Source organism: Luteitalea sp., from assembly GCF_044337415.1.
In the GTDB taxonomy this organism is placed as follows: domain Bacteria; phylum Acidobacteriota; class Vicinamibacteria; order Vicinamibacterales; family Vicinamibacteraceae; genus Luteitalea.
The window spans coordinates 1-9,602 of sequence record NZ_JBIINP010000165.1; the positions used below are offsets into that span (position 1 = coordinate 1).

Sequence of the window (9,602 nt, forward strand, 5' to 3'; positions counted from 1 at the left end):
GCGAGGCCCTCGAAGGTGTCTTCGCCCGAGGCCTCCGCTCCGCCAAAGAACACAGCGCCGCCGATGCTCCAACAGCAGGAGGTACCGAAGGACACGTTGCGGGACTCGTAGCGCAACGGAGAGGCAGTCGCGGGTCGCGGGCCTGCCGCGGCGATGAGCCACACGAACACGGCGACGAACCCTGGCCAACGAGGATGCATGACGTCTCCCTTCGCGCCGCGAGGCGCCACCCGACTCCCGACTGCCACTCCCGACTCCCGCGCTATGCGTACTCACGTTACGCCGGTTCTAACCTGCGCGCCGGATGAGAGTAGCCTTGAATCGGAGGGTGTCCTGATGAGTTCCCAGATTGGTCGTTCGCGTGCTGCAGTCCTGGCCTGCATGGTCCTGCTGGTTCTGGCGTCGTCCCTGGCGGGCGCCCAGACGCGGCCGCTCCGCCTCGTGTCCACGGCCTGGCCGCCGTTCACCAACCAGGCGGGGCAGCCGCGGATCGCTCTCGACCTCGTCGAGGCCGCCCTCACGCGTATCCGCCAGCCCTCGGAGACGACCATCGTCGAGGATGGGCAGGTCACGCCGGCGCTGATGGCGGGCACCTTCGACGGCAGTGCGGCCCTCTGGAAGGACGCCGAGCGCGAGCGCGTGCTGCTGTTCTCGGAGCCGTATCTGGAGAACCGCCTGGTGCTGGTCGGGCGCAAGGGCGCCGATGTAACGGCGACGACGCTGGCATCGCTCGCGGGGCGCCGCATCGCGCTTGTCGAGGGGTACTCGTACGGCACGGAGGTGGAGAGCAGCGGCCCGACATTCGTCCGCGCGAAGAACAGTGAGGACAGCCTGGCCCGGCTCCTCGCCGGGACTGTCGACTACGTGCTCATGGACGACCTCGTCGTGCAGTACATCGTCGACACCTACGCGAAGGAGGCGCAGACGAAACTGCAGCTCGGATCGAGGCCGCTGGTGACGCGCGCCCTGCACCTCGCCATCAGGCGCTCGTATCCGGATGCGCAGGGCATCATCGACCGCTTCAACGCGCAACTGCGCGGCATGATCACCGACCGCACGTACCACCGGTTGCTGGACGTCGACTGGATTCGCGCCGACGTCGACGGTGACGGCCAGTTCGAGTACGTGCCCGAGAGCGACAAGGCGGGCGCCACCGAGCCGCGGCGCGCCTACTCCATCGCCTCGTCGGTCGAGTCCGCCGGAGCCGCCGCCGGCACCACGATCGAGTCGACGAAGCCGCGCTTCTACGTCGGCGGCAACATCTATCGCGACTGGGCGTCCGTGCCCGACCGCTACAAGACCAAGTCGGCAGGCATGCCGCCGGATCCGTCCCGCGCCACCGCGAGCCTGTTCCGGTTCTCGTGGTGACGCGGTCCTCTCCCCGGCGTCAGATCAGCGGGGTGCGGCCGGGGATCGCGACGGGCTCGACGGGCAACGGGCCCATCTCGTACCGCGCGGGCCGCAGATCGAGCTTCGAGGCCTTCATCGCCCAGTCCCACTTGAGCGCCCGGCCCGTGTAGGCGCTCATCCGCCCCATGATGCCCGTCATGGTCGCCTCGGCGAGCCGCACGCCCTCGTTGATCGGCTTCTTTTCACGGATGGCGCGAATGAGCGCGCCGTGCATCTCCAGGTCGCCGCTCGATCCGTCGCCGTCGAACTCCCACGGCTTCTCGCCCTTGATGATCGCCGTCGCGCGATCGACGTGGGCCGTGCCCTTCGTGCCGTGGATGACGTTGCCGACGCGGGTGCTGATGCCGCGCTGCTGCGTGGCCATCGCGAACATCGTCAGGCCGTTCGCGTACTCGTAGCGCACGGAGAAGTGGTCGAAGATGTTGCCGAACTGCGGCCCGGTCCGGACCTGTCGCCCGCCGAGGCCCTGACACACGACGGGCGTCGCGCCGGCGACCCAGTTCACGACGTCGAGGTTGTGAACCAGCTGCTCGACATAGTGATCGCCCGAGAGCCACGTGAAGAGCGGCCAGCATCGCACCTGCCACTCCATGTCGCTCCAGGCCGGTTGGCGATCGTGGTAGTGCCAGAGCTCCATGTCCCCGATCCACAAGGCTTCGAGGTGTGTCAGGTCGCCGATCCGCCCGTCGCGGATCTGCTGCATCAGTTGGAGGTATTGCGGCGCGTAGCGCTGCTGCGTGCCGACGACGAGCGAGAGCCCCTTCTGGCGGGCCCGCTCGGCAGCGTCGAGGAGCGCCCGGATCCCGACCGGATCGACAGCGCCGGGCTTCTCCACGAACAGGTGCTTGCCGGCATCCACGGCCGCCCCCACCATCTCCGGACGGAAGCCCGGGGGCGTGAGCAGCATCACGAGGTCCACGTCGTCGAGGGCCAGCACCTTCTTGTAGGCGTCGAAGCCGAGGAAGACGCGGCTCGGAGGGACGTTGACCTTGCCAGGCACCTCGGCCTTCAGCTTCGCGAGCGCCGCGTCCACCTTGTCCTGGAAGAGGTCCGCGATGGCGACCAGCTCGACACCGGGGGCAGACTTCAGGCAGTAGACGGCATCCGTGGTGCCGCGCTGACCGGCCCCGACCATCGCCACGCGGACCTTGTCGGAGCCCTGGGCAAACACGCCGGGCGCCGGCATCGCCAGGCCCACGCCCGCCGCCCCCATCACCTTGCCGAACTGCCGCCGCGACACCAACTCACGTTCGCCCGTCGTCATGATGACCTCCCGATCGCACAGCTTAACGCTTAACGCTTAACGCCGAACTCGCCGCGCGCCGCAGGCGCAGATAGGTGAGTCTTGAACGCCGAGCGGTAGAATGCCGCTCGATCCATGACAACCATGAGCCACTCTCACCCGATCGCCCACGGGTCATCGCTGTGCGCCCGATTGTGCGGCGCTGCCTTGCTGCTGTGGGGGCTTCTGCTCTCGTCTCCCCTTGCGGCGCAGCCGGCGACTGGCGACTGGTTGCTGGGGCAGGCCGTCGCACGCGCCGCCATCCATCACGACGCCCAGCGCCGTGAACTCACGATCGCCAACGGCCTCATCTCCCGCACCATCCGCATTGCGCCGAATGCGGCAACGGTCGGCTTCGACAACCTGACGACCCGCGAAACACTGCTTCGCGCCGTCGCACCAGAAGCCGAGGTCGAGATCGACGGCCGACGGTACGCGATCGGCGGCCTGGTCGGGCAGCCGAACCTCGCCTACCTGCGCCCGGACTGGGTGGAGGCGCTCACGGCAGACGCGGGAGCGTTCCAGTTCGAACGGTTCGAGACCGGCGCACCCGTCCAGCGCATGGCATGGACGCGCGCGCGGCACGCGAGCCACAGCGCGTGGCCGCCGCCCGGTGTGTCGTTGACGCTGTGGTTCGTCCCCCCTTCGGGTGCGCTGCCAGGCGTGACCGTGGCCGTGCACTACGAGCTGTACGACGGCATCCCCCTGCTCGCCAAGTGGATCACGATCCACAACCGCGGCACCCGGTCGCTCCGCCTCAACAGCTTCAAGAGCGAGATCCTGCGCGTCGTCGAGACCGAGTCACAGGTCGACCCGAGCCCCGAATGGCAGCGGCCGCGCCTGACCGTGCTGACCGACTTCGCCTTCGGCGGGATGTCGGTCGCCAGCCTGCACCGCGCGGTGTTCTGGACCGACGACCCGGCATACACGACACAGGTCAATTACGCGTTGAAGACGCCGTGCCTGCTCGAAGTGAAACCGCCGCTCGGCCCGGACGTGGACATCGTGGCCGGCGCCGAGTTCACCGGCATCCGCGCCTTCGAGCTGGTGCACGACACCGACGACCGCGAGCGGCAGGGGCTGGCGATGCGCCGCCTCTATCGACTCATGGCGCCGTGGGCGACGGAGAACCCGTTGATGCTGCACCTGACGTCGACCGACCCGGAGGTCGTGCGGACCGCCATCGATCAGGCCGCCGACACGGGCTTCGAGATGGTCATCCTCAGCTTCGGCAGCGGCCTGAACATGGAAGACGTGTCGCCCGCGAACCTCGCGAAGTTCAAGGCGCTTCGTGAGTACGCCACGCGCAAGGGCATCGAGTTCGGTGGCTATTCCCTGCTCGCCAGCCGGCGCATCAGCGACGACCATGACGTCATCAATCCAACGACGGGCACGACCGGCGGCGCCATCTTCGGCAACTCGCCGTGCCTGAACAGCACGTGGGGACAGGACTACTTCGCGAGGCTGAAGACCTTCATCGAGGAGACGGGCTTCACCGTGCTGGAGCACGACGGCAGTTACCCCGGTGATGTCTGTGCCTCGACGCGGCATCCCGGTCATCGCGGGCTGAGCGACTCGCAGTGGACGCAGTATCGGCGCATCACCGAGTTCTATCGCTGGGCTCGCGAGCGAGGGATGTACCTGAACGTGCCGGACAACTACTTCCTGGCCGGCTCGAACAAGACCGGGATGGGGTACCGCGAGACGAACTGGTCGCTGCCGCGCGAACAGCAGCATGTCCACGCACGGCAGAACCTGTTCGATGGCACGTGGACGAAGACGCCGTCGATGGGCTGGATGTTCGTGCCGCTGGTGCAGTATCACGGCGGCGGTGCGGCGGCCACCCTCGAGCCGTTGCGCGAACACCTGGACGACTACGAGCAGCACCTGGCCAATGCGCTCGGCTACGGGGCGCAAGCGTGCTATCGGGGCCCGCGGCTGTACGACTCACCGGAGACCAGGGCCGCGGTCGTCAAGTGGGTGACGTGGTTCAAGCGCTACCGCGACATCCTCGAATCGGATGTCATCCACGTGCGCCGCGCCGATGGCCGCAACCTGGACGCCGTCCTGCACGTCAACCCGGCGCTGCCGATCAAGGGCCTGGCGATGATCTACAACCCCGGCGACACACCGCTGACCCAGGACATCACGCTGCCGCTGTATTACGCGGGCTCGAGCGAGACGGCCCTGGTCGCCGAACGGGACGGCACACCGGTCAGGCTGACGCTGGATCGCCATGATCGAATCACCGTGCGCGCCACCGTCGAGGCGCGCTCGCACACGTGGTTCGTCATTCGTTGACGCCTGGCGACGCAAGGTAGGGCGGAATCGCCAGGAGCAAGGGAGGGCGGGGTGTCCCCACCCCGCCGTGAGCAACGCAGCGTGACCAACGGCGCGATGAGGACATCGCGCCCTACCTTTGTGCAGCCCTCACGCCAGCAGCTTCTCGATCACCCCGCGGCCTACTGGAGTCGGGTGGCCAGCGCGTTGGTGCCGGCGCTCCACTGCGTGCCCGGGCCGCCCGAGTACATCGCCCGCTCCACGACGATCTGCGCCGGCGTCGCCGCGATCGACTCGACCACGGCCCCGAAGCGGCGGTTGGCCACCGCAGCGCCGAGATCCGGCCCCACCGCCACATTTGGTCCGCGAGTTCGCGGTGAGCGGGTAGTCCTTCACGAGCGCCGATCAGTCCTCGAACATCAACGTCACCCTCGCGGTACCGCCGAAGGGCGAGACGTTGGCCACGAGGGGCGCGCCCACCGGCGGGTTGCCCGCTGTCGCCGGCGCTCGGTACGATGGGCCGTGCCCTCCTTGGACGCGCAGCCCGGGCCGCAGGACGAGGCGAGCGGAGCGGTGACGCTGGCCCTTCAGGCCCTGCGGGACGGTCAGCCCGGCGCGCTCGACCGGCTCGTGCCCCTGCTCTATCAGGATCTCCGGCGGCTTGCACGGCAGCGGCTGCGCGGCGAACGCGACGGGCACACGCTCGGCACCACGGCGCTCGCGCACGAGGCCTACATCCGTCTCTTCTCGCAGCGACAGCTGCGGGCCGGCGATCGGGACGCGTTCTTCGCCGCAGCGTCGAACACGATGCGGCGGATCCTGGTGGACTACGCCCGGGCGCGCAGCCGCGCCAAGCGCGGCGAGGGGGAGACCCCTGTGCCGCTCGATTTCGATCCGATTCTGCCCGACCACGCGATCGACGAGACGTTGGCCCTCGACGAGGCGTTGGACCGGCTGGCCCTCCGCTCGCCCCGAGCCGTCCTGGTGTTCGAGCAGCGGGCCTTCGGCGGCCTCACCAACGAGGAAGTGGCCCTCGCCAATGGGCTGTCGACCAAGACCGCCCAGCGCGACTGGGAGGCCGCGCGGGCCTGGCTGCGGAAGGAGATGGGCCGTGACACCCCCCGCCCGTGATTCCGGTGGCCGCGCGCACGTCCTGACCCACGGCGGCCCGTTCCGTCGCCAGTAGTCGGCAGCAGCCGGCGTGGCCCCGTCGGCCAATCACAGAGGAGAGTCGTCCGTGGCAGACGAGCAGACCCCCACCCGCGTGTGGGAACGGCTGTCGGAACTCTACGAGCAGGCGATGGCCCTTCCGCAGTCCGAGCGCGCCGCCTTTGCCGTGGCCGCAGCCAGCGACGCGCCCGACCTGCAGCGGGAGTTGCTGGAGATGCTCGAGGTGCCGGCGGCCGAGGCCGAGTTCGCACTCGAGCACTGGATGCGCGACCAGCGGCAGACGGGCAGCGTCGAGGGCACGGAACTCGGCCCGTATCGGGTGATTCGCGAGATCGGGCGCGGCGGCATGGGCGAGGTGTACCTGGCCGAGAAGACCAGCGCGCCGTACACGCAGCACGTGGCCCTGAAGATCCTCAAGGCGGGGCTGCACGGTCCGCACGCCGTCGAGCGGTTCGCGCGCGAGCGCCGTATCCTCGCGAGGCTCTCCCACCCGGCGGTGGCGCCGCTCCTCGATGGGGGTGTGGCACCGGACGGACGGCCCTTCCTGGTCCTTCAGTACGTCGACGGCCTGCCCATCACGCGCGCCGCAGACGAGCGGCGCCTCGATGTGCGCAGCCGCCTCCGTCAGTTCCTGCAGGTGTGTCGGGCCGTGCAGTACGCCCACGCCCGCCTCATCGTGCACCGTGACCTGAAGCCCTCGAACATCCTCGTCACGCCGGACGGCGACGTACGGTTGCTGGACTTCGGCATCGCGAAGATCCTCGAGCCCGAGCCCGCGGAGGACGATGAAGGGATGACGCGAGGGCAGCTCGCGCCGATGACCCCGGAGCGCGCGGCCCCGGAGCAGCTGCGCGGTGAATCCCCCTCGCCGGCCACCGACGTCTGGGCGCTCGGTGTCCTGCTGCACGAGTTGCTGACCGGGCGTCTGCCCCACGACATGAACGCGAAGGAGCCGTCGGCCGCCACCGGCGACCTGCCGCGCCCGAGCCGTCTGGTCCTCAGGCAGACGGGCGTGGCGGCGCCGCAGGCGATGGCCGCGGCCCGCGCCACGACGCCCGCCGCGCTGTCCCGCACGCTGCGAGGTGACCTCGACACGGTCATCGCGAAGGCGCTGCAGCCGGATCCCGAGCGTCGCTACGAGTCGGCGGGCCGGCTCGCCGACGACGTGGCCGCCTGGCTCGACGGGCGGCCGGTCACGGCGCGGCCCGACAGCGCGTGGTACCGCGCGTCGAAGTTCGTTCGCCGCCACCGGATCGCGGTGGCGGCCTCGGCGGTGGCGGTGGCGGCCGTCCTCGGCGGAGCGGGTCTCGCCCTGTGGCAGGGCCGTGAGGCGCGCGCCGCCCAGCGTCACGCCGAGAGCGTGGCGGGCTTTGTCGCCGCGATCCTGCGCGACGCCAACGTCGACGCCCCGGGCAGCCAGTCGTCGCTGCTCGTCGTGGACCTGCTGAAGCGCGCTCACCTGCAGGTGTCCGGGCTGCAGGCGCCACCCGAGGTGCGCGTGCAGCTGCTGAACCTCATCGGCGACGGGCTGCGCGGTTTCGGGCAGTCCAGCGAGTTCGACGCCGTGGTCCAGCAGGCGGAGACCGAGGCGAGCGCCGGGCTGGCGGCCGATCACCCTGAGGCGCTTCACGCGCGACTGCTCGGCAGCTACTCGCACATGCGGCGTGGCAGGAGCGCCGAGGCCACCGCGGCGCTCGACGCGATCCTCCCGCTGATGGAGCGTCGCCCGGAGGCGCACGCGCTGGACCTGTCGCGCGCGCTGCGCCTGCGCGCCGACGTGGCGATCATCCAGGCGAAGTACGACGAGGCTCAGTCGTCGGCCCGTCGGGCCATCGAGTTCGGAGAGCGTTACCTTGGCCCGGTCCACCCGGAGACGGCGGCGGCGTGGCGCACCCTGGGCGAGGCACTGAACCAGCAGGGCACGCAGACGAAGGACGCACTCGAGGTGGCGGCCCAGGCGCTCGACCGCACGCTGGCGGCGCACGCGAGCCAGCCCAATCATCCCTGGATCCTCAGCGCGCGCGGGCTGCGCGCCATGGCCCTCGCCGATGCCGGTGACCTCGTGCCGGCGGTGGCCGAACTGGAGCGGTCGCTGGCGATCAGGGTCGCGATCGAAGGGGAGTCCTCGCGCGGCGTGGGCATCGCCACGCACAACCTGTCCGGCAACCAGACGCGTATCGGGCGCCTGGCCGATGCCATCGCGAACAATGCCAAGGCGCTCGCGATCCTGGAGAAGCACATCGACGCCGACGCGATCGACTTCGTCCACGTCCGGAACCTGCGCGGCATGCTCATGGCGTTCGTGCGACGCGGCGACGAAGCGGTGGCCGCCATCGACCGAGGCATGAAGGCCACGGTCGGATTCAGGGGGCCGACGCACGGGGTCGTGCTGAGCAACCGCTGCTACGGCGCGCTGGGGCACGCATACGCCGGCCGCTTCGCGGAGGCGACGCGCGAGATCGACGACGTGGTGGCCGACATGCGCACGGCAGGCACGCCCGTGACGCGCGTGCTCTTCATGTCCGGGCGCCTCAACGCGCTGGTGGGGCGCCGCGACCTGGCCCGCCAGCAACTGGAAGAGGCCGTCACGGTGGCTGGCACGGTGCCCGCCGCCGCGCGTGACCTCGCGCAGCTCCGGGCGGAACTGGCCCTGCTGGCGTACAGGGACCAGGCCGACCAGGCCAGGCCCGCGCTCGAGACGGCCCTGGCCGGCCTTGCGCCGCTCTTCGCGGTGGACACCCCGACGCACGCCGACGTGCGTGTGGCGCTCGCTCACCTCGACCTGCGCCAGGGGCGCCCGACGGACGCGCTCGCGCATGCGGACGCGGCGGTCGCCGTGTGGCGGCAGCTCTCGCCCGAGAGCCGATGGCTGGCCGAGGCCCTGGTGCTGCGCGCCGCAGCGCTGGCCGCGCTGGGGCGTGCCGGGGAGGCTGCCCCGGACTTCGCGGAGGCCAGCCGGCTCTTCGCCGCCTCGCCCGTGCCAGGCGATGCCCGGCGCGCCGCGGCCGCGCGCGCCGGGCGTCCAGACTGAACGCCCTGTCCAATTCCACCCCTGAACGTCGCCAAGGGAACCGAGACCGAGACAATCTCGGGCCCCAAGGAGGCGTTCACGTGCGGATCCGCCACATCATCGTTGCTGTCACCTTTGCTGCGTCACTCGCGTCCCTGCCGGCCCAGGCCGACGTGCTCACCCTGCTGAAGTTCAAGGGCAGCGGCACGGAGTCGCTGGACGGGAACGCCCCCACCCCGGCAGTGAGCCAGTTTCGCATCTACGACATCGAAAGCGGCGGCGATCGGCAATCGGGAGCGAGCGCCAGCGATGCCGAGAACTGGAAGTGGGAGTCGGCTGCTGCCTGGGCCGATTCGACGACCTCCGCGTCGGCCAACGGCATGAACCTGAAGACGCTGGCCGGTCTCGAGGGCGCCGCCGCATCCACGCTGAAGATCGTGCCGCGGGAGA

Annotated in this window: 8 protein-coding genes; 5 read left to right on the top strand and 3 right to left on the bottom strand. The window is 70.2% G+C overall.

From position 1 onward, the window contains the following. Nucleotides 1-200: hypothetical protein (locus ACIRDX_RS17625; RefSeq protein WP_396626749.1), on the bottom strand; the 200-nt coding region annotated here is incomplete at its 3' end. Nucleotides 201-381: 181 nt separating this feature from the next. Here ACIRDX_RS17625 and ACIRDX_RS17630 point away from each other — a divergent pair. Continuing rightward, nucleotides 382-1,368: a substrate-binding periplasmic protein gene (locus tag ACIRDX_RS17630; protein WP_396626750.1), complete on the top strand. Its 987-nt coding sequence runs from the start codon at nucleotides 382-384 to the stop codon at nucleotides 1,366-1,368. A gap of 19 nt (nucleotides 1,369-1,387) precedes the next feature. On the opposite strand, the gene ACIRDX_RS17635 is transcribed toward ACIRDX_RS17630, so the two are convergent. Further along, on the bottom strand, nucleotides 1,388-2,674 hold the full coding sequence (locus tag ACIRDX_RS17635; RefSeq protein ID WP_396626751.1) for a Gfo/Idh/MocA family protein: 1,287 nt from the start codon (nucleotides 2,672-2,674) through the stop codon (nucleotides 1,388-1,390). A gap of 123 nt (nucleotides 2,675-2,797) precedes the next feature. Here ACIRDX_RS17635 and ACIRDX_RS17640 point away from each other — a divergent pair, with 123 nt between their 5' ends. Beyond that, complete coding sequence (locus ACIRDX_RS17640) at nucleotides 2,798-4,993, top strand: alpha-galactosidase (protein WP_396626752.1); 2,196 nt, start codon at nucleotides 2,798-2,800, stop codon at nucleotides 4,991-4,993. A 161-nt stretch (nucleotides 4,994-5,154) separates the two neighbouring features. Here the strand turns inward: ACIRDX_RS17640 and ACIRDX_RS17645 are convergent, their stop codons facing one another. Further along, nucleotides 5,155-5,298: a hypothetical protein gene (locus ACIRDX_RS17645; RefSeq protein WP_396626753.1), complete on the bottom strand. Its 144-nt coding sequence runs from the start codon at nucleotides 5,296-5,298 to the stop codon at nucleotides 5,155-5,157. Nucleotides 5,299-5,494: 196 nt separating this feature from the next. Here ACIRDX_RS17645 and ACIRDX_RS17650 point away from each other — a divergent pair, with 196 nt between their 5' ends. The 3 genes from ACIRDX_RS17650 to ACIRDX_RS17660 all read left to right on the top strand — a co-directional run. Beyond that, entirely contained in the window at nucleotides 5,495-6,103 is a 609-nt protein-coding gene (locus ACIRDX_RS17650; RefSeq protein ID WP_396626754.1) for an ECF-type sigma factor, read from the top strand. Nucleotides 6,104-6,209: 106 nt separating this feature from the next. Next, nucleotides 6,210-9,173 (top strand): protein kinase, encoded by a 2,964-nt coding sequence (locus tag ACIRDX_RS17655; RefSeq protein WP_396626755.1) that lies wholly within the window; start codon nucleotides 6,210-6,212, stop codon nucleotides 9,171-9,173. A gap of 80 nt (nucleotides 9,174-9,253) precedes the next feature. Continuing rightward, nucleotides 9,254-9,602, top strand: a 349-nt coding sequence (locus tag ACIRDX_RS17660; RefSeq protein ID WP_396626756.1) for a hypothetical protein, incomplete at its 3' end; no start/stop codon positions are given.